General features: G+C 58.1%; 21 protein-coding genes. 11 read left to right on the top strand and 10 right to left on the bottom strand.

All coding sequences use genetic code 11. From position 1 onward, the window contains the following. Positions 1-19: 19 nt before the first annotated feature. Positions 20-1,042: a permease gene (locus ACP90_RS26465; protein ID WP_082809865.1), complete on the bottom strand. Its 1,023-nt coding sequence runs from the start codon at positions 1,040-1,042 to the stop codon at positions 20-22. Between the two features lie 90 nt (positions 1,043-1,132). Here ACP90_RS26465 and ACP90_RS26460 point away from each other — a divergent pair, with 90 nt between their 5' ends. Continuing rightward, positions 1,133-1,978 carry a LysR substrate-binding domain-containing protein gene (locus ACP90_RS26460; protein WP_062491002.1) on the top strand — a complete coding sequence of 282 codons (846 nt, stop codon included), beginning with the start codon at positions 1,133-1,135 and terminating at the stop codon, positions 1,976-1,978. A 15-nt stretch (positions 1,979-1,993) separates the two neighbouring features. Here ACP90_RS26460 and ACP90_RS26455 read toward each other — a convergent pair whose 3' ends face one another. The 4 genes from ACP90_RS26455 to ACP90_RS26440 form a co-directional block, all read right to left on the bottom strand. Further along, on the bottom strand, positions 1,994-2,728 hold the full coding sequence (locus ACP90_RS26455) for an SDR family oxidoreductase (RefSeq protein ID WP_062491000.1): 735 nt from the start codon (positions 2,726-2,728) through the stop codon (positions 1,994-1,996). After that, the gene (locus ACP90_RS26450; protein WP_062490998.1) at positions 2,725-3,456 is read right to left on the bottom strand and encodes an SDR family oxidoreductase; all 732 of its coding nucleotides are present in this window, start codon (positions 3,454-3,456) and stop codon (positions 2,725-2,727) included. The genes ACP90_RS26455 and ACP90_RS26450 overlap by 4 nt, the downstream gene beginning before the upstream one ends. Before the next feature lie 13 nt (positions 3,457-3,469). Next, positions 3,470-4,573: a mandelate racemase/muconate lactonizing enzyme family protein gene (locus ACP90_RS26445; RefSeq protein ID WP_062490996.1), complete on the bottom strand. Its 1,104-nt coding sequence runs from the start codon at positions 4,571-4,573 to the stop codon at positions 3,470-3,472. A 62-nt stretch (positions 4,574-4,635) separates the two neighbouring features. After that, on the bottom strand, positions 4,636-6,183 hold the full coding sequence (locus ACP90_RS26440) for a trimethylamine methyltransferase family protein (RefSeq protein ID WP_062490994.1): 1,548 nt from the start codon (positions 6,181-6,183) through the stop codon (positions 4,636-4,638). Between the two features lie 420 nt (positions 6,184-6,603). Here ACP90_RS26440 and ACP90_RS26435 point away from each other — a divergent pair, with 420 nt between their 5' ends. The 4 genes from ACP90_RS26435 (at position 6,604) to ACP90_RS26420 (ending at position 12,086) form a co-directional block, all read left to right on the top strand. Then, positions 6,604-8,214, top strand: coding sequence for an ABC transporter substrate-binding protein (locus ACP90_RS26435; protein WP_062490992.1), 1,611 nt, complete (start codon positions 6,604-6,606; stop codon positions 8,212-8,214). A gap of 185 nt (positions 8,215-8,399) precedes the next feature. Further along, complete coding sequence (locus ACP90_RS26430; RefSeq protein ID WP_062490990.1) at positions 8,400-9,356, top strand: ABC transporter permease; 957 nt, start codon at positions 8,400-8,402, stop codon at positions 9,354-9,356. Positions 9,357-9,366: 10 nt separating this feature from the next. Further along, positions 9,367-10,431 (top strand): ABC transporter permease, encoded by a 1,065-nt coding sequence (locus ACP90_RS26425; RefSeq protein WP_062490988.1) that lies wholly within the window; start codon positions 9,367-9,369, stop codon positions 10,429-10,431. A 2-nt stretch (positions 10,432-10,433) separates the two neighbouring features. Continuing rightward, positions 10,434-12,086, top strand: coding sequence for an ABC transporter ATP-binding protein (locus ACP90_RS26420; RefSeq protein ID WP_062490987.1), 1,653 nt, complete (start codon positions 10,434-10,436; stop codon positions 12,084-12,086). A gap of 95 nt (positions 12,087-12,181) precedes the next feature. Here the strand turns inward: ACP90_RS26420 and ACP90_RS28855 are convergent, their stop codons facing one another. After that, entirely contained in the window at positions 12,182-12,304 is a 123-nt protein-coding gene (locus tag ACP90_RS28855) for a hypothetical protein (RefSeq protein ID WP_022999159.1), read from the bottom strand. A gap of 242 nt (positions 12,305-12,546) precedes the next feature. On the opposite strand from ACP90_RS28855, the gene ACP90_RS28470 reads away from it, so the two are divergent. From ACP90_RS28470 to ACP90_RS26410, 3 genes are read left to right on the top strand one after another with little or no spacing between them, the layout of a single operon-like run. Beyond that, a complete protein-coding gene (locus ACP90_RS28470; RefSeq protein ID WP_158514224.1) occupies positions 12,547-12,699 on the top strand; it encodes a hypothetical protein in 153 nt (50 codons plus the stop codon). After that, positions 12,696-13,793 (top strand): carboxynorspermidine decarboxylase, encoded by a 1,098-nt coding sequence (gene nspC / locus ACP90_RS26415; RefSeq protein ID WP_062490984.1) that lies wholly within the window; start codon positions 12,696-12,698, stop codon positions 13,791-13,793. The genes ACP90_RS28470 and nspC overlap by 4 nt, the downstream gene beginning before the upstream one ends. 49 nt (positions 13,794-13,842) lie before the next feature. Continuing rightward, positions 13,843-15,081 carry a saccharopine dehydrogenase family protein gene (locus ACP90_RS26410; protein ID WP_062490982.1) on the top strand — a complete coding sequence of 413 codons (1,239 nt, stop codon included), beginning with the start codon at positions 13,843-13,845 and terminating at the stop codon, positions 15,079-15,081. Positions 15,082-15,445: 364 nt separating this feature from the next. Here the strand turns inward: ACP90_RS26410 and ACP90_RS26405 are convergent, their stop codons facing one another. Both ACP90_RS26405 and ACP90_RS28570 read right to left on the bottom strand, forming a co-directional pair. Further along, on the bottom strand, positions 15,446-16,381 hold the full coding sequence (locus ACP90_RS26405) for a site-specific integrase (RefSeq protein ID WP_158514223.1): 936 nt from the start codon (positions 16,379-16,381) through the stop codon (positions 15,446-15,448). Positions 16,382-16,446: 65 nt separating this feature from the next. Next, entirely contained in the window at positions 16,447-16,770 is a 324-nt protein-coding gene (locus tag ACP90_RS28570) for a helix-turn-helix domain-containing protein (RefSeq protein WP_201030434.1), read from the bottom strand. A gap of 420 nt (positions 16,771-17,190) precedes the next feature. Here ACP90_RS28570 and ACP90_RS26395 point away from each other — a divergent pair, with 420 nt between their 5' ends. From ACP90_RS26395 to ACP90_RS28465, 3 genes are all read left to right on the top strand, one after another. After that, positions 17,191-18,075 (top strand): Arc family DNA-binding protein, encoded by an 885-nt coding sequence (locus ACP90_RS26395; protein ID WP_062490976.1) that lies wholly within the window; start codon positions 17,191-17,193, stop codon positions 18,073-18,075. Between the two features lie 192 nt (positions 18,076-18,267). After that, positions 18,268-19,440, top strand: a complete 1,173-nt coding sequence (locus ACP90_RS26390) for a Fic family protein (RefSeq protein ID WP_082809863.1) — start codon at positions 18,268-18,270, stop codon at positions 19,438-19,440. Between the two features lie 372 nt (positions 19,441-19,812). Continuing rightward, a complete protein-coding gene (locus ACP90_RS28465; protein WP_158514222.1) occupies positions 19,813-19,950 on the top strand; it encodes a hypothetical protein in 138 nt (45 codons plus the stop codon). Between the two features lie 188 nt (positions 19,951-20,138). Here the strand turns inward: ACP90_RS28465 and ACP90_RS26385 are convergent, their stop codons facing one another. Both ACP90_RS26385 and ACP90_RS26380 read right to left on the bottom strand, forming a co-directional pair. Beyond that, on the bottom strand, positions 20,139-21,056 hold the full coding sequence (locus tag ACP90_RS26385; RefSeq protein WP_062490972.1) for an ImmA/IrrE family metallo-endopeptidase: 918 nt from the start codon (positions 21,054-21,056) through the stop codon (positions 20,139-20,141). Beyond that, positions 21,053-21,379 (bottom strand): helix-turn-helix transcriptional regulator, encoded by a 327-nt coding sequence (locus ACP90_RS26380; protein WP_062490970.1) that lies wholly within the window; start codon positions 21,377-21,379, stop codon positions 21,053-21,055. The genes ACP90_RS26385 and ACP90_RS26380 overlap by 4 nt, the downstream gene beginning before the upstream one ends. Positions 21,380-21,421: the final 42 nt, after the last annotated feature.

The following is a 21,421-nucleotide window of genomic DNA, read 5'->3' as shown; positions in this document are numbered from 1 at the left end:
CGGCCAGAGGCCGACCGGGTCAGTAGACCCATTCGAACACATAGCCCGAGATCAGTGACCCGGTAACGGCAAGCGCCAGGTAAAGCAGAAACGGTCGCAGTTTCAGCACGGGAAATATCGCAAGCGCTCCCCAGATGCTGACAACGCCTCCGGAAACCAGAAACGCCATCGCCGCGCCGGGCGACATGCCGTTGTCGATGAGACCGCGGGTCAGCGGCAAGGCCGCATAACCGTCGATATAGGCCGGTGCGCCGACGAAGACGGCGGCGGGTATGGCCCACCAGGTGTTCGAGCCAAGATAGGCTGCAAGCGATCCCGTGGTCAGAGCCGCATTCAGCGCATATTCGGCGAAGAAGGCCGGGATCAGGCAGATCAGGATCAGCCGTGTGGTCGCTGCTGCCTGCCGCGCGAAGGCCTTGCGCCGGCTGCTGTTGCGCCAGACACGCGGTTCAAACGATGTCGCGCCGTCACAGCACCGCGCCGTCAATTTTGCGGCGAGCCCACCAGACCGCAGCGCCGCTTCACCGCTTTGCTCACGCGTGAGCGCTGCTGTGACGGATCCGCCAAATACACCCAGACCGAAGGCTGCTACGGTCTTGCCGACTGCAAAGGCGACACCGAGGGTCGCCGCCGTAGTCGCCAGCATAGCCGGATCGGTAATCGGCGAGGACAGCCAGAACGCCATGACCGGGGCAAGGGGAACCCCGGCTGCCAGCAACCCGGCCATCAGAGGCAGGATCGTCACCCCGCAGACCGGCGTGATCGCCCCCATGGCAGACGCCACGAGGACCGCGCGCATGAGCCGTCCTTCAAACGCGCGGCCGATGATCCTGTCGGCACCGCTGGCAATGATCCAGGCCGTGAGGGCTATGCCCGGCACGACGAGCGGGGCAACTTGAAGGAGACCCTGTCCGGTGAACAGGATCCCCTGTTTGAAGAATTGCGGCCACAGCCAGACAAGCCCGGCGAGAAGGCCAGCTCCGGCTCCGGCGGCAATTCTTCGGGATCCAGAAAACGTGGCTGTTGCCGTCTGTCCTTCCATGAAGGCCTCCAGTGATTGACGGCTTCAGACTAGGCGTGATCTAAGTATTGGTGAAACGAATATCTTAAATGTCAGATATTGAAAAATTGGATGAATAATCTCGACAGTGAACTCCTCCGAACCTTTCTGGCGGTCGCCGGGACGGGCAGCGTCACTGAAGGTGCCCGCCTGATCGGCCGGTCACAATCGGCAACCAGTCTTCAGATCATGCGCCTTGAAGAGGTGATCGGGCGGGATCTGTTCGAGCGGACCGGCCGCGGTGTGACGCTGACGGAGACCGGGCAGCGCCTGATGCCGGTCGCAAGGGATGTGAAAGAACGGCTGGATGCCGTCCTGAGGGAAATCACCGCCGACGGTTTGCGCGGGAAGCTTCGCCTCGGCATTCCTGACGACCATGGCCAGGCAAAGCTTGCGAAGATCCTGTCTGCCTTCGCACAATCGCACCCGCAGGTGGAGCTTGAGGTAACCTGTACGATCAGCACCGATTTCCCGGAACTGCTGTCCAGGGGAAAGCTGGATCTTGCCGTCTACGAGGTTGAAACGATCGGCAGGAACGAAGAGGTGGTCTTCGAGGACCCGACCTGCTGGGTAATGTCGCGTTACCGGGATCTTCTGGCCGAAGAGCCGGTTCCGGTCGCCCTTTTCGACCGCGCCTGCTGGTGGCGTGAGGCGGCCCTCAAGTCGCTTGAGGCAAGAGGGAGGCCTTACCGAATTGCCTTTTCAAGCCAGAGCGTGGCGGGCGTAACGGCTGCCGTGGAAGCGGGTATTGCGATTGGGCTTCTGGGGCGGTCTACTCTCGCGGGCCACCTCAAGGTGCTTGGCAACGAGCATGGGTTTGCCTCGACACCCATGTCGAAACTTGTCATCGGCGTCGCAGCCAGCGCCAATCAGGATCTCGTCAGGACAATGAAGTCCGCTATTCGGCAGGCATTTTGAACCGCTCCAAGCCCTTCAGGGCAAGCTCAACTTGGTCATTCTGCCACCGTCGACCGTGTAGACCTGACCGGTGACAAAACCGCTTTCCTCGGCTGCCAGGAAAGCGACCAAGGCGGCAACTTCCTCCGGCTTGCCCGTCCGGCCAGCCGGGTGGATCTTGCCAATATCGCGCCGGAAGGCATCTGGATCCGGGGTCGCCTTGATGAATTCGAGATTGAGTTCCGTATCGATCCAGCCTGGCGCAACCGCGTTGCAGCGGACGCCGTCCTTTCCGTGATCGACCGCAACGGCGCGCGTCAGGCCGTGAAGCCCGGCCTTGGAGGCGGAATAGGCAGCATGCAGCGGATTGCAGCCGATGCCTTCGATGGAACCGACATTGACGATGCTTCCGCGTGTCTGGCGCAAATGCGGCAAGGCATGTTTGATCATCAGGAAAGGCGCGGTCAGATTGACCGCCAACGAGTGCTGCCAGTCGGCGAGCGACATGTCTTCGATCGCCGCTTCCTGCATCAGGCCGGCATTGTTGACGAGCACATCCAGCCTGCCGCCTTTCGTTACCACGTCTTCGATAATGCAGGCAGGGGCTTCCATGTCGGCAAAATCCGCCTGGACATACTCAAACTCCGTATCCTCGCCGCGCTGGGCCGTGAAGACCCTGGCACCTTCATTTTGCAAGCGCCGGGCAATCGCACGACCAATGCCGCTTCGCCCACCCGTGACGAGGGCAATCTTCCCTTCGAACCGCATCATGACACCGGTTTCCCGCCGTTGACCTCAACCAGCGAACCGCACATGTAGCGCGCGGCATCGGAGGCAAGAAACAGAACGACGTCCGCGATATCATCCGGCAGCGCCACCCGGCCAAGCGGAACGGTCCTGCCCAGTTCGGCAATCGCCGTTGCGGGGTCAAAGCCGCGCTTTTCGAACCCGGTCCGCAGCATCGGTGTGTCGACCTCGTTCGGGCAGACAGCATTGATGTGGATGCCCTGGTGGGCATGGTCCCGGCCCATGCACTGGGTCAGCGAAGCGATCGCCGCCTTGGTCATGCAATAGACAGCGTGGTTCGGGCCCGGGTGAACACCCCAGCAAGAGGCGATGTTGACGATGGCCCCACCTCCGGCCTCCGCCAGCAACGGGATACCCGCCCGGCAGATGCGGAAAGGAGCTTCGACATTGACCCCGATCGACAGCGCCCAGTCCTGATCGCTGGTCTCGGTCACGGGACCACGGGTAATGACGCCGGCGTTGTTGATGATGATGTCGAGGCCGCCAAGTGCCTTGGCCGCGGTGCGGGGCAGTGCGTCTGCATAAGCTGGGTCCAGCAGGTTTCCCGAAATCCGGACTTCCGCATCAACGGCATCGCAATTCCGGTCGGCTGCGGCCACGCGCGCCCCTTCTGCCCGCAGCATCTGGGAGATGACTTTGCCGATCCCACCGGCGGCGCCCGTCACGAGGGCGCGTTTGCCTTTAAAGCGCATATCGGCCTCCAGTTCAGAAAGTAGCCATCGCCGTGCCGAACAGGGTCTCATCCGGTTCGACACCAAGGCCCGGGCCTTGTGGCAAGGCAATGTGACCGTCCCGGATGCGCACGCCTTCGCCGATGGAATAACTGCCCTCGATCATGGGTTCCGCAAGCCAGACCCCTTCCAGCAGAGACGGCTTCACGGTGGCAGCTACATGGGTACAGGCGGCGGCGATGATGTCGCCGCCCCAGGCATCGTCGCAGGTATGCGGCAGCGAGACGGCTTCGCAGATATCCCGGAACGCAGCCATCTGCTGCAGTCCGCCGATCCGGGTCACTTTCATGCCGAATCCATCGACCAGTCCGCGCCCGGCGGCACGGATGACTGTTGCCAGGTCGACACCGTTCTCGTCCATGTAAAGTCCATGGTGGATCTGTGGCCTGATCTTCTCCAGGTCTTCGATCCGGTTGCAGGGCTGTTCCAGAATGAACGGAATATCCGGGCATTCGCGACTGACGCGCAGCGCGTCTCGTGTGGTCCAGCCTCGGTTGCCGTCGACCGCAAGACGCATGCCGGATCCGGCGATCTTGTCCCAGACCCTGCGGATCGTCTCGATATCGCGCTCTACGTCCTTCCCGCTCATCTTGATCTGCAGGCGCGGGTAGCCTTCGTCCCGTTTCTCCGCGGCAATGTTGGCGATCTCTTCGGGAGCACCGACACCGGTTGCGTAATAAGAGGGAACGCGTTCCGCCGCGACACCACCGAGAAGGTCGGCAACCCTAAGTCCCAGATGTTTGCCGAGCAGGTCATGAACGGCAATGTCGATTGCCGCCTTTGCGTAGTTGTGCCCATTAAGCTGGCCGTTCATGAGACGACCGATCGTCAGGGGCCGAACGTCCTGGCCAATCAGCGCAGGGGCGATCTGCTGCAGCGCCGCCTGCGCTCCACCGGAATGCGCTTCGGCGTAAGTCGGGCCGACGGGGCAGGTTTCCCCCCAGCCGATATGCCCGTTGTCCGCGATCAGCTTGACCAGGGTGGTCTGGAGAGACCAGACCTCGGCGTTCGCCATCTTGTAGGGGCCGCCCTTGACCGGCAGGTCATGGCGGAAGATCTCGACAGACTTGATTTTCATGAACCGCCTCGCAGGGCAGAAGAGAAAGCACGGGCAGCCCGGTTTTTGGCCGGTACCGCGGTTCAATAGTCCTGGTTCAGCGCATCTGCCGCCGGGATTTCACGCTCGCGTAGCGCGATGTAGTCGAGAAGGGCCTCGTTTTTGGCGGTCTCGAGAGCAGGCTCCTGATACTCGGACAGAAGCTTGCGGGCGATGCCAAGCGCCCGTTCCGTGATCTCCACTTCTCCCTCGGCCTTCCATTGCTCGATGGAATTGTTGTCGAAGGTCTCCGGCATGAAGAACGCCCGCTGGAAATTCTCCTGGGTGTGCGGGTGTCCCAGGTAATGCCCGCCGGGGCCGACGTCGCGAATGGCGGCAAGGCCTTCGTCGAAATCATCCCAGCGCGGGCCCTCCGCCATGCGGTAGGCCATTGCGCATTGCTCGGCGTCGACAATGAACTTGGCAACCGAGCAATGCATCCCGGCCTCGTTCCAGCCGGCTGCGTGCCAGATGTAGTTGGCACCTGAATGGATAACGGCGCTCAGCGTTGCTGCGCTCTCATACCCGGCTTGCGCGTCAAAGGTCTTGGCACCGCCGAGCGAACCGGAAGTCCGCCAGGGCACATCGTAGAACCGCGCCATCTGCCCGATCATGAAGTTCATCAGGCTGATCTCTGGGGTACCGGCCATCGGCGCACCGGATTTCATCGAGACCGTCGACAGATAATGCCCGTAAATCGCAGGTGCGCCCTTCCGGATCACTTGCGTGTAGGCAAGCGCGCTCAGGGCTTCCGCGTTGAGCTGGGCAACGGCGGGGACGACGCTTGCCGGGGTATTGGCTCCGCCAAGCACGAAGGGGGAGCAGAGCACGGGCTGGTTCCGTTTCGAAAAGGCCCGCATTGCTCCCAGCATGGTCTCGTCCCAAACCAGCGGAGAATTGCCGTTGCAGTTTCCTGTCGTGACCGGATGGGTCTCCAGATAGTCCTCACCGAACAGGATCGCGCACATTTCCATGACATCTTCGGCGTTCTTCGGGCTTGTCGTCATGCCCATGAAGGTCTTGTCCGAATGCTTGATCGAAGAATAGGTGATGCGCAGGTGCCGGTGGCTGATGGGGTGGTCGTAGGGCTCCACGATGTGGTGGGCGCTGGAATGCAGGGCCGGCAGCATGTGGCTGAGCTTGTGGAACATGGCCAGGTCCGCAAGCGTGGGATTGCGCCGCTGATTGTCGAGATCACGCAGAAATGGTGCCCCGGTCATCGGCACGAAGATCGAACGATCTCCTCCAAGCGGGACATTCTTTGCCGGATTGCGGGCATGATAGGTGAAGCTGGATGGGATCGAACTGATGAGCTCACGCACCTGCCCCCGGTCCAGGTAGACCCTCTCACCCTCGACCTTGGCGCCGGCCCGCTTCCAGTCTGCAAGGGCAATCGGATCGCGAAAGACGATTCCAACCTCTTCCAGGATTGCCATGGAGGCATCGTCCAGCTTTCGGATCTGCTCTTCGTCCATGGGTTCGCACAGGGGAAGCGTGCGCCGCAGACCGGGCAGCATGGTATGGTCGGGAGCGGTGCGAATAGCCCTGCGGCCGGCACGGCCGCCGCTGCGGCTGCGTTGGGCAACACTCATCTTGTTCTCCGGTAATCGGTTATTTTGACAAGAAGAATGCGCCTGATTTACCGCTCGACAGTGCCGAAATACGAACTGGCACTGCATTTTCCGACATTGTTGGAGAATAATCGTTTTTCATCTAAAAGAATTATCTGAGATCTGTCTCAGTAGACCAGAATATACGCGCGTAGCATTTTCCGTGCCTGTCTGAAAATCAAAAATCATTCATAATAATGTTGCTGTGCACAATATCTGGGCAACCAGTCAACATTAAACATTTTAAATGAGGAATTTACCCATGGGGGTGGCCGAGCAGGGGCAGTTCGTGTTTTGCTATGTAAATGTCGCAAATGAGCATCATGGTTACAAAAAAACAACGGATGCTACGTTTGGGAAATTGGCAAGTGACTGTTTAAGAAGAACCGGAAGGGGAGACAGATGACGAAGTCCAAAGATGCCGAGATGCTCGAAAGGCTTGAAGCAGCGGCCCGCACGGGAGGGATCAGTAAACGTGATTTCCTTCGTTACTCCGTGCTGGCCGGACTGACAGCAAGTACCGCAACAGGCCTGTGGTCGAGCGAGGCGAAAGCCCAGCCCAAGCAGGGCGGGACGTTCCGCTGGGGGATCCACGACGGCAACACCTCAGATTCTCACGATCCGGGCACCTATCTGACCCGCGTGATGATTTTCCTCGCCCACACGCACCGCAGCTATCTGACGATGATCATGGGCGACGGGTCACTTGGGCCGGATCTCGCCGACAGCTGGGAAGCCAGCGAGGATGCGTCCGAATGGACCTTCAAGATCACTGAAAACGCCGAGTTCCACAGCGGCAGGAAACTGACGGCTGACGATGTCATCGCATCGCTGAACCACCACCGCGGCGACAAGACAACCTCCGCAGCCAAGGCGCTGCTGACGGATGTCACCGACATCACCAAGGATGGCGACTACACCGTTGTCGTGAAGCTGTCCGGCGGCAACGCCGACTTCCCATGGCTGATGACCGACTATCACATGGCGATCTGCCCGGCCAACGACGACGGCACGATCGACTGGCAGTCCGGCGACGGCACCGGTCCCTACAAGATCGACAACGGCGAGTTCGGCGTTCAGTTCAGCCTCAGCCGGCATGACGGCTGGCACCGTGAAGGCGCCTATTTCGACAAGGTCGAGCTGATCACCCTGAACGATCCGAACGCTCGTCAGACGGCACTTGTGACCGGCGATGTGGATGCGGTCTCGCTGATCGAGCTGAAGACCATGGGTCTGCTGCAGCGCAATCCGAACATCAAGATCCACAACATCCCGTCCGCGGGCGCAATCACGCTGCCGATGTTCTGTGACACGGCACCGTTCGACAATCCGGACGTGCGCAACGCGCTTAAGCTGGCCATGAACCGGGATGACATCATCGAGAAGATCACCTTCGGTGCAGCCACCAAGGGCAATGACTTCCACCATTCGCCGGCCCAGCCTTACTGGCCGGACGACATCCCGCAGCGTGATTACGATCCGGACCAGGCCAAGTCCCTGCTCAAGAAAGCGGGCGCAGAAGGTCTCACGGTCAGCCTCAGCACCGCGGACAGCGTCTATGCGGGTGCAGTCGACATGGCGGTGCTTTATGCCGAACACGCCAAGGCGGCGGGTATCAACATCAATGTCGTGCGTGAACCGAACGACGGTTACTATTCCGACGTCTGGCTGAAGAAGCCGTTCTGTCTCGTGTCCTGGGGCGCGCGTCCGACACCTGATGTCATGTACACGCTGGCCTACAAGAACGACGCGGCCTGGAACGAGTCTCACTGGAAAAACCCGCGCTTCAACGAGCTTCTGCTTCAGGCCAAGGCCGAGCTGGACGACACCCGGCGCGCGGAAATGTACCGCGAGATGGCGATGCTGGCCCGGGACGATGGCGGCACCATCATCCCGTTCTTCAACAACTTCGTTTACGCCAACAGCGCGAAGGTGGGCACGCCCGAGAAACTGGCTGCCAGCTGGGAAAATGACGGCGCGCGTGCCGCCAGCCGCTGGTGGTTCGAGTCCTGATTGAGGGGTTAGGCGGCGGCTAAGGCCGCCGCCTGCAATTTGGCCCTGCCCCGGACGCGGGACGGGCCGACCTGGACGGACAGGGCTCCTGCCAACGCAAAGCAAAAAGAGCTGACAGGAACCTGCCCGATATGTGTCCGGCGGCGCTATGTGCCGTGCCGGGCTTTCCTATTCTGGAGGGACAAATGGGGGACATCCTACAGCTGGTCCTTAAGAGACTTGGCTTAGGTGCGATCACGCTACTAGTGGTCTCTATCCTGATCTTTTTTGCAGTTGAACTGCTGCCCGGCGACATTGCCCAGGCCGTTCTTGGACAGGGAGCAACGCCTGAAACCGTCGCCGCCCTGCGAGAGAAGCTCGGCCTCGACCAGCCCGCGATCCTGCGATATTTCCAATGGCTCGGCGGTGCACTCACCGGCGACTTTGGCGTCTCGCTCGTCTCTGGCGAGCGGGTCAGCGCTGCCATCAGCGACCGGTTCGTCAACACGCTTTTCCTTGCGACCTATGCGGCTGTCATTGCGGTGCCGGTTTCCATCGTTCTCGGCGTGGTTGTCGCTCTCCTGCGCAATACCCTGTTCGACAGGGTTGCCAACGTGGTCACGCTGACATCGATTTCCTCTCCGGAATTCTTTCTCGGCTACATCCTCATTCTCTACCTGGCGGTCAAGACCAACTACTTCCCCGCCATTGCCAGCCTCAGCGCGGACATGAGCTTCGGGGATCTGTTGCATCGAACGTTCCTGCCGGCGCTGACCCTGGTGCTGGTGGTGACGGCGCACATGATGCGGATGACACGCGCGGCGATCATCAACCTTCTGGCCTCGCCCTACATCGAGATGGCACGGCTGAAAGGCGTGCCGCCCTGGAAGGTGATCGTCAAACATGCTCTGCCCAACGCCTGGGCGCCGATCATCAACGTCGTCGCACTCAATCTCGCCTACCTCATTACCGGTGTGGTTCTGGTGGAAGTTGTCTTCGTCTATCCGGGCGTGGGCCAGCTTCTGGTGGACGCGGTTGCCAAACGCGATTTCCCGATCGTGCAGGCCTGCTGTCTGATCTTCGCGGCAACCTTCATCCTGCTGAACCTGGCAGCCGATGTGGGCGCGATCCTGACCAATCCGCGTTTGCGGCATCCGAAATAAGGGCAGCGACATGAGCACATTCGTTATTGGCTACTATGCGCTGCTGATCGGGGCTTCCTGCCTGGCGGCCTATTTCAACAAGCGCAAGATCTTCATTCTTGTCTTTTCCCTGACGATGATCTCCTTCATCGCGGGGATCATCGGCGGCGCTCCGGCGCTGCGGTTCATCACTACGGCTGCCGGTCTTCTGGCACTGGCCGCCGGGACATCCTACGCGTTCCGGGAATTCCTGATCATCATCACGCCCGCCGGGGTCTCCAAGGAGTTGCGGACCGCACCTCTCACGGCCGCCTTCGGCATGTTCGTGATCTTCACCTACGCCATCGCCGGGGTCTTTGCCCCCGTGATTGCACCTTTCGGTGAAGCACAGGTCATTTCGTCAGCCTTTGCACCGCCGGATGAAACCATGCTTCTGGGGGCCGACCAGCTCGGTCGCGACATGTTCAGCCGCATCATCTACGGCGCGCGCAACTCTGTCGGTCTCGCGCTGCTTGCAACCATGCTGGCCTTCTTCATGGGAGCATTTGCAGGCCTGCTTGCCGCCACCAAGGGCGGTTGGTTCGATCAGTTCATCGGCCGTGTCGCAGACGTCATCATGTCGGTTCCGTCACTGATCTTCGCCCTGCTGATGCTCAGTATCTTCGGCACCAACCTGGTGGTGATCGTGATCGTCGTTGCCGTCATCTATTCGCCACGCGTCTTCCGTCTCACCCGGGCGGTTGCCGGCAACGTGGTGGTGATGGACTACATCGAAGCGGCCAAGCTGCGCGGCGAGGGCACCTGGTACCTGATCCGCCGTGAAATCCTGCCAAACTCGACAGCGCCACTGATCGCCGAATTCGGTCTCGAATTCTGCTTCGTGTTCCTGTTGATCGCAGGCCTGTCGTTCCTTGGCCTCGGCATTCAGCCGCCGACCGCCGACTGGGGCTCCATGGTGCGTGAAAACGCGACACTGATTTCATTTGGCGAAATGACGCCGCTGATCCCGGCGGCCGCCATTGCACTTCTGACTGTCGCGGTGAATTTCGTCGTCGACTGGATGCTGTTCCGGTCTTCCGGCCTGAAGGAGGTTTGAGAATGGTGCCGAAAAAAGACGTACTGCTTCGGGTCACCGATCTCCGGATCGAGGGATACTCGGACGAAAAATGGGTCGAGATCGTTCATGGCGTCAATCTTACCCTGCACAAGGGGGAAGTGTTGGGGCTGATCGGAGAATCGGGTGCCGGCAAATCGACCATCGGCCTCGCCTCCATGGGCTTTGCCCGCGACGGCTGCCGGATTTCCGGCGGCTCGATCGAGTTCGACGGCATGGAACTGACGACGACGCCGGAGAGCGATCTCCGCGCGTTGCGCGGATCGCGCATCGCCTATGTCGCCCAGTCGGCTGCTGCCTCGTTCAATCCGGCACACCGGATTATCGACCAGCACACGGAAGCGCCGATCCAGTACCGCATTCAAAAGCGGGTCGAGGCGCAGGAAGACGCCATGCAGCTGTACGAGCGGCTGCGCCTTCCCAACCCGAACGAAATCGGCTTCCGCTATCCCCACCAGGTCTCCGGCGGCCAGCTGCAGCGCGCGATGACCGCCATGGCCATGGCGTGCCGGCCGGATCTCATCATCTTCGATGAGCCGACCACCGCGCTGGACGTAACCACGCAGATCGAGGTTCTGGCGGCGATCCGGGACATTGTCGACCAGTTCAACACCGCGGCGATCTACATCACGCACGATCTGGCGGTGGTGGCGCAGATGGCCGACACTATCAAGGTGCTGCTCAAGGGCGAGGAAGTCGAGGAGGCGCCGACCGAGCAGATGCTCGGGTCTCCCAAGGAGGACTACACCAAGAGCCTTTGGGCCGTCCGCAGCTTCCAGCGGCCGCAGAAGCAGCGGCCGACCGAGGCAGGTGCCATTCCGATCGTTTCCGTGCAGGGAATTGATGCGGCCTACGGCAAGACCAAGGTGCTGGACGATGTCTCCTTCGACATCTATCCGGGCATGACGGTTGCGGTTGTCGGCGAATCCGGTTCCGGCAAGTCAACGACTGCGCGCTGCATCACCGGTCTGCTGCCGCCCACCAAGGGGCAGATCCTGTTCAAGGGCGAGCCGTTGCCGCCGCGCTATCAGGATCGCAGCAAGGATCAGCTTCGCCAGGCGCAGATGATCTACCAGATGGCCGATACCGCACTGAACCCGAAGATCAGGATCAGCGAGATCATCGGCCGGCCTGCCCAGTTCTATGGCGGGCTGCACGGCGCGAAACTGAAAAACCGTGTCGACGAGCTTTTGGACCTGATCGAGCTGGACCCGTCAAAATTCTACAATCGTTATCCGCCGGAGCTTTCCGGCGGCCAGAAACAGCGTGTGGGCATTGCCAGGGCCCTGGCGGCCGATCCGGCCTTCATCATCTGCGACGAGGTAACGAGCGCGCTCGACCAGCTCGTGGCGGAAGGTATCCTGAAGCTGCTCGATCGGCTGCAGCAGGAGTTCAACCTGGCCTACATGTTCATTACCCATGACCTGGCGACGGTGCGCTCCATCGCGGACGAGGTTGTGGTGATGCAGCGCGGCAAGGTGGTGGAGCAGGGGCCAAAGGACGAGATGTTCACGCCGCCGCATCATCCCTACACGGATCTGCTGCTGTCTTCGGTTCCCGAAATGGATCCGAACTGGCTGACGACGCTTCTGGAAGAGCGTGGCACCGATGCCATTGGCGAAGCCGCCGACGTCTGATCGCAGGCGGTTTGCTTGCCTCAAAATGCAATCACCCCCGGAGGTCGCTCCGGGGGTGATTGAAACTCTGCCGACTTTTCGTCAGGCGTGCGGGATCAGCCGACCATCAGGTAGCCGGAAAGAGCCATCGCACCCACGATAACGGCGTAAACGCCGACAAGCGCCGGCCAGGAGCCGCTCTGTGCCTTGTATTCGCGAATGAGATCGTCCCGGGTCATGCCGACCTCCAGAATTTGCCCAACTCTTGAGCGGGCTGGTGAATATTTGATCTGCCGGACAAATACGGGAGGAAAGTTAAGATTTCAATGAGTGAAAGCACGAATCTCCCTCCTATTTTTGCATAACTGTTCTGCGTTCCATTCACGTAAAGCATAGCAACTCGGTGAAACCGGGAGATTGCGGTTCAACCGGCTGACTGGCAGTTGAAAGAAAGACGCCTCGGGCCCTTGCAAGGTCCTGCATGGAGACGGTATCCGTCACGCCGACAGCGAAGCTGGAACGCCTTGTGGCGAACCGGCCGGTCCGGACAACCGGGCAACCGGAAATCGCTCCCAATCACCTGTCCGCGCGGCCCGAACCGGTCGCAGGCAACGACGGCGACGGAACCAGATGATCGAGACACCCTACTATCTGATCGACAAGGCGAAGCTGCTCCGCAACATGGAGAAGATCGCCTACGTTCGAGAGCGGTCTGGCGCAAAGGCCCTGCTGGCGCTCAAGTGCTTTGCGACCTGGTGTGTATTCGACTTCATGCGCGAGTACATGGACGGCACCACTTCGTCTTCGCTGAACGAAGTCCGGCTGGGGCATGAGCGCTTCGGCAAGGAAACCCACGCCTATTCCGTGGCCTATGCCGACTACGAGATCGATGAAGTGATCTCCCATGCCGACAAGATCATCTTCAATTCCATCAGCCAGCTGGAACGGTTCGCGGACAAATCCGCAGGCATCGTGCGCGGGCTGCGCCTCAACCCGATGGTCAGCTCCTCCAGTTTCGACCTTGCCGACCCGGCCCGGCCTTTCTCCCGCCTCGGAGAATGGGACGTCGCCAAGATTGAAAAGGTCATGGACCGGATCAGCGGTTTCATGATCCACAACAACTGCGAAAATGCCGATTTTGCGCTGTTCGACCGCATGCTTGGCGATATCGAGGAAAAGTTCGGCGGGCTTTTGAGCCGGGCGGAATGGGTCAGCCTGGGGGGCGGTATTCATTTCACGGGGGACGACTACCCACTCGACCTCTTCGCCGACCGCCTCAAGGCCTTCGCCGAAAAATACGGCGTTCAGGTCTACCTGGAACCGGGCGAAGCCTCGATCACCCGGTCGACCACACTGGAGACAACGGTGCTGGACACGCTCTTCAACGGCAAGAATCTGGCTATTGTCGATGCGTCCATCGAAGCTCATATGCTCGATCTGCTGATTTACCGCGAGACCGCGAAGGTGACCCCCAACGAAGGGCCGCACAGCTACATGATCTGTGGCAAGTCCTGCCTTGCCGGCGACATATTCGGCGAGTTCAACTTCCCTGCCGAACTCAAGACCGGTGACCGGGTTTCCATTCAGGATGCGGCGGGTTACACGATGGTCAAGAAAAACTGGTTTAATGGCGTGAAAATGCCCGCGATTGCGGTCAAGGAAGTGGACGGAACAGTCCACGTTGCTCGTGAGTTTTCATACCAGGACTACGAGCAAAGTCTGTCTTGAGACTTGAACCCCGAACACCCCCAAGGTCCAAGGAAGGTATCTTTATCAAATGAAAAAGACTGTTCTCATCATCGGCGCCGGAGGTGTCGCCCAGGTGGTGGCGCATAAGTGCGCTCAGAACAATGATGTTCTCGGCGATATACATATCGCCTCGCGCACCAAATCCAAATGCGACGACATCATCGCAACCGTGCATGCCAAGAAGGCGCTGAAGCAGCCGGGTGTTCTGGAAGGACACGAACTCAACGCTCTGGACATTGCCGCCACCAGTGCGCTGATCCGCAAAACAGGTGCGCAGATCGTCATCAATGTAGGCACCGCCTTCCTGAACATGTCCGTCCTCAGCGCCTGTCTGGAGACGGGAGCGGCCTATATCGACACGGCCATTCACGAAGAGCCGGGCAAGATCTGCGAGACCCCGCCCTGGTATGGCAACTACGAATGGAAACGGACCGAGGAATGCGCCGCCAAGGGCGTCACCGCCATTCTGGGCGCCGGTTTCGACCCGGGCGTCGTCAACGCCTATGCCCGCCTTGCCAAGGACGACTATCTCGACAAGGTGACTGAGGTCGATATCGTCGACATCAACGCCGGCAGCCACCAGCGCTATTTCGCCACCAACTTTGATCCGGAGATCAACTTCCGGGAGTTCACCGGCACGGTCTATTCCTGGCAGCAGGGCAAGTGGCAGGAAAACAAGATGTTCGAGATCGGCAAGGAATATGACCTGCCGGTGGTCGGCAAGCGCATGGCCTATCTGTGCGGCCACGACGAAGTGCATTCCCTGGCAAAGAACATGGACGGTGCGGACGTCCGGTTCTGGATGGGCTTCGGCGAGCACTACATCAACGTCTTCACCGTTCTGAAAAACATCGGCCTTCTGTCTGAACAGTCGGTCAAGACGGCCGAAGGACTGGAAGTCGTACCGCTGAAGGTGGTCAAGGCATGTCTGCCGGATCCGTCTTCGCTGGCGCCTGAATACACCGGCAAGACCTGCATCGGTGATTTCGTGAAAGGCACCAAGGACGGCAAGGAGCACGAGGTGTTCATCTACAATGTTGCCGACCACAAGGAAGCTTATGAGGAAGTCGGCAGCCAGGGCATTTCCTACACCGCCGGCGTTCCGCCGGTCGCGGCCGCCATGCTGATCGCCACCGGCGAATGGGACGTGAAGAAGATGGCCAACGTGGAAGAACTGCCGCCGCATCCCTTCCTCGGTATCCTCAACCGCATCGGCCTGCCGACCCGCATCAAGGACGCCCACGGCGACCGCGCCCTGGAGTTCTAGGTCCAGGCCTTTTCCAACTTATCAACCTGCGCAGCCCCGGTTACCACCGGGGCTGTTTGCGTTTCAGTCAACCGCAAACGGGCTGAAAAGTGCCCTCAGGCCCCGCCCACGAACAGAAAGCCGTCCTTTCGCAAAAATATCCCGCAGCCTGCCTGCCCAGGCCGGTCCTCTGAGCGCCCGATTTGGTCGCTTTGAAATTCAGGTCGGGAAGGGTGTTCAAAGAAAGGCAAAAACGCCCATCGCAGCGAGCCAATGCTCTACGGCAGATTTCGATACTGAAAGTCAGAAAAATGGCGCACCCGACAGGATTCGAACCTGTGACCTCTGCCTTCGGAGGATTGTGTAAACCCGTAAGATATTGAATTCATGCGATTTCTCGATTGTCGATGTTCTCAGAATTTTCCGATTTTTCCCGGATTTCTCGTTCCGTGGAATTGGTTCCGCGAGCATTTCGCGAACGTCCCAATCGCTGCGCCATTTCCCGAATATGGTCGTTGTTGAAATGGGAATAGACCTTCTCCAGGGTCTGGAAGCTCATCGCCATGTACTCTGAGACGTCGGAGATCTTCTCGCCCGCCTGAACCAGAAGACTCACACGGGTATGGCGAAGGGTGTGCGGGGTGACCTGCTTCAAACCTGCTTTTTTGGCAGCTTGCCGAAAGCCTTTGTCGATGCTTTTGACGCGTCTGGTCGGGTCGTGTTTTTGATGAAAGACGAAGGGGGTCTTGCCGCCATAAAGGTCGAACCTGCGTTTCAGGTGCCGCGATAGCTCCGGCGGCATAGGGATGTAAGATCGGGGTTTGCCACCCTCTGAATCATCTTCCTCATCGAACTCCGCCCCGTCCTTGTTGAAATTCAGCATCCCGGCGTCGAAATCGATTTGCGCCCATTCCAGTTCCATGATCGCGTTCTTACGGGCTCCCGTGTAATAGGCAATCATCAGAAACAGCCGCAAAGTGAATTTGCTTCGGTACTCGTCGCCAGCAGCCCAAAACAGGCGGACATACTCGGACTGTGTCAGCCACCGCTTCCTGGGTTTGCCGTCCTTAGGAAGTTCGGGAAAGCGAAACTCCTGCAAGCGGTTCATTCGGATTGAATGATTGACTGCGGACCTCAGGTCCGTGAGCTCGCGGCGGCAGGTCGACCGCTTGCGAGAACTCGACCTCCAATACTGCTCGACCGTCTCCGGGTTGATCTGATCAACGGTTTTATCCTGCCAGAAGGTAAGGAGATTGGATAACGAGTAGCTCAAGCGTTCTGCCGCTTTCTTTCCCATTTTGAAGTTTGCGTAGTCGTCCAACGTTTGAGCAATCTTCATTTTGTGCGGCGGAACGGGGCGCCCTGTTCGTTGGGTACGCCTATCCCTCAGGAAGTCTTCGAGCTTTTCCTCAGCTTCGTCACGGTTCGAAGTACCTGTTGAACACTCACGTCTTTTTCCAGTCTCGGGATCGTGGAAGACAATGAAGTAGAATGGCCGATTCTTGCGCTTTTTGAGTTTTGGTGGGTCTGCGGGTCTTGGCATGGCTCAATCGTGTTTCGTTCAATCAACTCTTCAATTGCTCCTTCTGGAAGGAACAGGCTCCCATCGATCCTCACGTGCCGGATCTTGCCCTGGCTGATCCAGGCGCGGATGCGTTTCTCGGTGAAGATTGTGCGTTCAGCGGCTTGTTTTGGGGTTTCCAGATTCATTTCAGCCTTTCCCTTGAACGGAATAGGTAGGAGTGGCGCCACACAACGAATATGGACACCCATTCTTCGGCTGCTTTGGCTTTGCGGAGGACAACTGGTGAGCTCAATTGAACGGCTCCCTTAGCGAGAGGTCCGAGAAGACTTGGTTGCGGAGTGAGTGGATCTACCGAGTTCCTCCATTCGATGCCGGATGCATCGCACGATTTCGCTGTTCAACGAGGAGGCGTTCTTCTGGGTTTCCCACTCTAAAAATTGCTTGGTTTCAACAGGCAGTCGCACGAGGATCCTGGGCCAGTTTTGTTTATTCATTTGATGCTCTCCTAACTAGTAGCATTGTGCTATCTGCAGGTGCACCATATGCCAGAAAGATCGCATTGTGCTAGTATTTTCTGTATAGCACTTTGCGAGTATCAACAGGCCATGACGAGCCAGACCAAAGCCAAAGATAAAGATCAATTTGTCGTTCGCCTGCCGGACGGCATGCGCGATCAAATCGCCGAGGCAGCAAAACTCAGCAATCGCTCCATGAACGCTGAAATCGTTGCCCGGTTAGAAGAGACGTTTTTGTCCAGCGTTTCAGCTAGGTACAAATGGGCGCTTGCGCAGATCAATGATGCGGTCCATGCGAAAATATCTGTCTCGAAAGTCGCTGAAGCTGTTTCGGAAGAGACAGCAGAGCAATTAGAACGAGTCTTTGGAGGGAGCGCTTATCCACCTTTCGAGCTTTCCGACCGTGTCGCCAAATATCTGAATGTTCGGCCGGACTGGCTCAAGCATGGCGAAGGGCACCCTTTTGAAGTGCATGACTTGTACTCGTATGGCGTGAAACTAGCGGAAACGCTCGCAAAGCAGCGCCCGAAGAGAATTGCATTTATCCGAAGCATGGCGAGAGAAGGCAACGTGGCGATTGTTACGATGCATGACGGGTTCACATGCCAAATCTTCAAAACCACGCTGAATCTAAGCGAAGTGGTCGGCGGCTCGGGTGAATATGATCAAGTCAGTTTCTCAAACACATGCAGAAAGCTGAGTGCGGACTATAGGCGGTTGGACTCTTCCGGGTATCTCTTGGAGCCGGAGTCATTTGTTCAGCTCATACATGGAGATCTTAATCCCCTTCTTGCAGTCAAGCAGGCCCGCTCGTCATCCTGGTTTTCAGATTGGTGGCAACCGTCTAGTTTTGAAAAACAGGTAAATGACCATGGCTATTGGGCCGGCTATCAGGACCTTTGCAAAAGGGTCTATCGCAATCTCGAACTCAACGAGGCCTTGCGATCAGAGCGTGACCAGATTTTGAGCGAGTAGCTGCAGCGGAATTCAATCCAACTAAACTCCTCGAGTGCGATGCGCATAAGCCATCTGAAGGCGTTCCATTACAAGGAGCGTTATTTTCATCAATTTAATTAGCGATGGCGCTTATTTAACAAAATCGCTGTTTCTTTAATTAACGGGCTCCGTTATTTAAATCTACGTACTTAACGCCCAGGAGCCATTGTCGTGCCTGAAACCCGCGAATTTGATGGACGCTTAGGCAGGTTTGTCGAAACTTCGGTAGCCGGTGAGAACGTGCGCGCCTTTGTGCCCCCGCCATTGCCGCCGGAGCCGCCCATCGACCTTTCGAACCTACTGACACGCATGAGCGCTGCGGAGCGAGCATTGGGGCGACTCGATGGAGTTTCCGTGCTTCTGCCGAACAAGGAACTCTTTCTCTATATGTACGTCCGCAAGGAAGCGGTTTTGTCCTCGCAGATCGAAGGTACACAATCGACGCTGTCCGATCTCTTGCGGTTTGAAACGGAAGCTGTCGCCGGTGCACCGCTAGATGACATTCGAGAGGTTTCCAACTACGTCGATGCCATGATGTACGGCCTTGATCGGATGGCCACGTTACCAATTTCCCTTCGCCTTATTCGCGAGATGCACGGAAGGCTGCTTGACAGCGGCCGAGGTGCTACACAAAACCCTGGTGAATTTCGCAGCTCCCAAAACTGGATTGGCGGAACGCGTCCAGGCAATGCAATGTTTGTTCCCCCACCTCCAAATGAGGTGATGAACTGCCTCGGCGATTGGGAGCGCTTTCTTCATTCTGAAACTCAGGACATTCCGCCGCTCATCAAGGCGGGCTTGCTCCATGTGCAATTCGAGACGATCCATCCGTTCCTGGATGGCAACGGCAGACTAGGCCGTCTGTTGATTACGCTGTTTCTCTGCGCCGAGGGTGTCCTACAGCAGCCGCTCCTCTATCTCTCGCTCTACCTGAAAACCCACCGTTCAGATTATTACCGCCTTTTGCAGGAAGTGCGCGAACGCGGCGCCTGGGAGGCCTGGCTCGAATTCTTCCTGGATGGTGTGGCGGATACTGCCAATCAGGCTTTCGAAACCGCGAACCGGATTGCTGCTCTTTTGAGCGAGAACCGCGAGCGGATCGTCGCAGAAGCGGACCGGACCGGTTCGGTGCTCCAGGTCCACGATCTGATGCGAACGCGCCCATTCTTGACTGCGACCGCAGCCGCCGCGCAAAGCGGGCTTGCGATGCCAACGGTCAACGCTGCCCTTGCGCAGTTGCAATCGCTCGGGTTGGTGGAGGAAGTCACAGGCCGTAAGCGTGGTCGTGTTTTTGCCTACCGAGCCTATCTGGACATTCTGAGCGAAGGAGCTGCGCATCAGTAATGGTGAGATAAACTCAGCGATAACGCCTTGAGAGAAAACGATTTAGAGCCTGCTTTGGTAGACCAAGCAGTTGTCGCGATATAACCTACTGACTGACGTATCCGTGGGTGGTTGCGCATTGACGGCGACAAAAACTAAGATGAACTCGAGGACGAATAGGAACCCTTATGATCAGTATTTTTGATCGCAATATGGAACTTATTGCATGGCTCGACAACAATGCGGCGCACCTATTTGATACGCAAATGAGCTGGCTTGCCTACGTTTCAGGGGGGCATTTGTGGTCGGCCGAGACGGGAAATTGGCTCGGCCCACTTCGGGGTACTACCCTCCTGGACCAAGCCGGTAGACCGGTCGGATGGCATCCTGGTGATGGGGTTACCTCGTCTTCGCGGCCTGCGAGACCTGCCCGCGCAGCCCGCGCGGCTCGGCCTGCGAGACCTGCCAGACCAGCTCGCCCGGCTCGCCCAGCTCGACCTGCGATACCCGCTGGCGGTTGGTCTCCGATGACGTTCCCAGGCTGGTGCACGCAGTAGGTAACTGCTGCGTTCAAGGTCGCGGCTGCGCAGACAGAACGCAGCGTGGCGATCGCGACCTGGGAACAGGGTCCCAATTGCAGAACTTCCGCATGAAGTCGGAAGGACAATCGCTCGATCCGGTTGAGGAACTCAATTCCAAGGACACAATCATATCAGTGTTTAGCTATCACCGAAGAGCCCGCGTTTGCGCGGTAGGAATTGGTCAAACGTGTCGTGTTCGGCCAGCGTCTCGCCAAAATCTCGAACACTAGGCCGGTTGTTCAGATGTATTAAGGAGATTGTAAAATCAAAACGGTCAGACTGCAGCACCTGCTCGCGAGCAGGTTCGCCAAACCATACGGTAGCATCGCAATCGATCGACTGGTTTTTTCCGAAAAGCGCGTCAGCGGTAGCAGCAAGTGAGTTTGCAGGAACAGGTACCGGGGGAACATTTCTGGTACGGAAAAATGCCCCTGTCTGCAATGCCGCTTCACTTGATCGTGCCCACTTCACGAACCCATCACGAGAAACAACAAGCACAGCTCTGCGGTCTGTATATTCCAGCCAACGAAGAGTAGCTGCGAGCAGAGAGACATCGTAACGGGAAGCGCAACTGCCAATGTCATCGAGTGAAGGTTGGACGTCCGCTGCAATCTGTTGACGAAAATCGTGGAGCGGCATCAATAACCCCGCAGCGAACGCGTTGGCCTCAGATTCTACTTTAGCGTATTCGCTGTTCCAACTCATCAAAGCCTTCGGGTCACACTGGATGCCCTGGGGAAATTTTGTTCGATGGGCAAGATAGTGGCCTAATTCGTGGCCGAGGGTGAAGTTAACACGGCCGGTAGATTGGACGGAATTATTGTATAAAATCGCCCATCCTTTGCCCTTACCCTTCGGAGCGGGAAAAAGACCTCCCTCGAAGCCGGGCAAATCGGCCCCTTTGACCAATTTGATTGGACTATCTGGAAAAACTTGTCGGGAATACTCTATTGCGACTTCGGCAACCCGAACTGGATACCGGTCGTCTGCTCGAACAACGTCCAAAAGTTTCGTTAGTTGATTAGCCCATCGATGAACTGACCAATTCTGTTTCATGCGTCATCATCCCAAAGGTCGATCATCCGGCGAATTCTGGCCTTTGTTTCCGGCTGCATCTCTCGATATTTTCGATAGAAGTGCGCGTCAACCGCGTCTTCTTCGTTGAGTTTTCCGGACTCATCTAAAAGAAGTTCGACCGTGGTACCTAGGACGTCGGCGATCTTAAAGAGTTTTTCCGCAGAAGGTCTAGGAGCGGAGTCCCGATTTTCTAGCTCCCAGATATAGCTCTTACTTGATCCTGTAGCGGCAGCGAGCCCTTCTAGCGTTAGTCTTTTTTCCTTTCTTAAGCGTCTGATCTTGTCTCCCAGTCGCTCGATCACTGCGGTTCTCCTTCGCGAAATTTTCGTTCGGTATATCGGTAC

Origin of the sequence: Labrenzia sp. CP4 (assembly GCF_001579905.1) — a bacterium.
Classification (GTDB): Bacteria; Pseudomonadota; Alphaproteobacteria; order Rhizobiales; family Stappiaceae; genus Roseibium; species Roseibium algicola.
The sequence above is the reverse complement of the archived record's forward strand: the minus strand, read 5'-3'. Positions and strand labels throughout refer to the sequence as shown.

What these genes read in the sequence shown, in the direction of transcription:
- ACP90_RS26465 (WP_082809865.1), bottom strand. Translation starts at nt 1,042, where the DNA reads ATGGAAGGACAGACGGCAACAGCCACGTTTTCTGGATCCCGAAGAATT.
- ACP90_RS26460 (WP_062491002.1), top strand. Translation starts at nt 1,133, where the DNA reads ATGAATAATCTCGACAGTGAACTCCTCCGAACCTTTCTGGCGGTCGCC.
- ACP90_RS26455 (WP_062491000.1), bottom strand. Translation starts at nt 2,728, where the DNA reads ATGATGCGGTTCGAAGGGAAGATTGCCCTCGTCACGGGTGGGCGAAGC.
- ACP90_RS26450 (WP_062490998.1), bottom strand. Translation starts at nt 3,456, where the DNA reads ATGCGCTTTAAAGGCAAACGCGCCCTCGTGACGGGCGCCGCCGGTGGG.
- ACP90_RS26445 (WP_062490996.1), bottom strand. Translation starts at nt 4,573, where the DNA reads ATGAAAATCAAGTCTGTCGAGATCTTCCGCCATGACCTGCCGGTCAAG.
- ACP90_RS26440 (WP_062490994.1), bottom strand. Translation starts at nt 6,183, where the DNA reads ATGAGTGTTGCCCAACGCAGCCGCAGCGGCGGCCGTGCCGGCCGCAGG.
- ACP90_RS26435 (WP_062490992.1), top strand. Translation starts at nt 6,604, where the DNA reads ATGACGAAGTCCAAAGATGCCGAGATGCTCGAAAGGCTTGAAGCAGCG.
- ACP90_RS26430 (WP_062490990.1), top strand. Translation starts at nt 8,400, where the DNA reads ATGGGGGACATCCTACAGCTGGTCCTTAAGAGACTTGGCTTAGGTGCG.
- ACP90_RS26425 (WP_062490988.1), top strand. Translation starts at nt 9,367, where the DNA reads ATGAGCACATTCGTTATTGGCTACTATGCGCTGCTGATCGGGGCTTCC.
- ACP90_RS26420 (WP_062490987.1), top strand. Translation starts at nt 10,434, where the DNA reads ATGGTGCCGAAAAAAGACGTACTGCTTCGGGTCACCGATCTCCGGATC.
- ACP90_RS28855 (WP_022999159.1), bottom strand. Translation starts at nt 12,304, where the DNA reads ATGACCCGGGACGATCTCATTCGCGAATACAAGGCACAGAGCGGCTCC.
- ACP90_RS28470 (WP_158514224.1), top strand. Translation starts at nt 12,547, where the DNA reads ATGGAGACGGTATCCGTCACGCCGACAGCGAAGCTGGAACGCCTTGTG.
- nspC (WP_062490984.1), top strand. Translation starts at nt 12,696, where the DNA reads ATGATCGAGACACCCTACTATCTGATCGACAAGGCGAAGCTGCTCCGC.
- ACP90_RS26410 (WP_062490982.1), top strand. Translation starts at nt 13,843, where the DNA reads ATGAAAAAGACTGTTCTCATCATCGGCGCCGGAGGTGTCGCCCAGGTG.
- ACP90_RS28570 (WP_201030434.1), bottom strand. Translation starts at nt 16,770, where the DNA reads ATGAATCTGGAAACCCCAAAACAAGCCGCTGAACGCACAATCTTCACC.
- ACP90_RS26395 (WP_062490976.1), top strand. Translation starts at nt 17,191, where the DNA reads ATGACGAGCCAGACCAAAGCCAAAGATAAAGATCAATTTGTCGTTCGC.
- ACP90_RS28465 (WP_158514222.1), top strand. Translation starts at nt 19,813, where the DNA reads ATGGGGTTACCTCGTCTTCGCGGCCTGCGAGACCTGCCCGCGCAGCCC.
- ACP90_RS26385 (WP_062490972.1), bottom strand. Translation starts at nt 21,056, where the DNA reads ATGAAACAGAATTGGTCAGTTCATCGATGGGCTAATCAACTAACGAAA.